Origin of the sequence: Enterovibrio coralii (assembly GCF_001559595.1) — a bacterium.
GTDB classification, from domain to species: domain Bacteria; phylum Pseudomonadota; class Gammaproteobacteria; order Enterobacterales; family Vibrionaceae; genus Enterovibrio; species Enterovibrio coralii.
Genome location: NZ_LNTY01000042.1, coordinates 1 through 224 on the forward strand (window position 1 = coordinate 1; position 224 = coordinate 224).

1 protein-coding gene is annotated in these 224 nt (G+C 50.0%); it reads right to left on the reverse strand.

From position 1 onward, the window contains the following. Positions 1–16 precede the first annotated feature (16 nt). The coding region (locus ATN88_RS16385; protein ID WP_269748177.1) for a sigma factor-like helix-turn-helix DNA-binding protein at positions 17–224 on the reverse strand (208 nt) is incomplete at its 5' end.

Genomic DNA, 224 nt, shown 5'->3' on the forward strand with positions numbered 1-224 from the left:
TGTATTACTCTCTCTTTCAAGCCGTCGCATAAACCTCCCGGTCTTCTTTGACGACATGCTTCTCAGCTGCGTCTATGGCGCGGTACAAGCGCATTTTGGTTGCGCTCAAACCTAACCCCAGCACGTTGCTGATCTCTTCAAGAGAAAGGTCATGCTCGAAGCGCAGAACCAGCACTTCTTGCGCACTTTTCGCCAATGATTTCACTGATTGGGTAATACCCTCC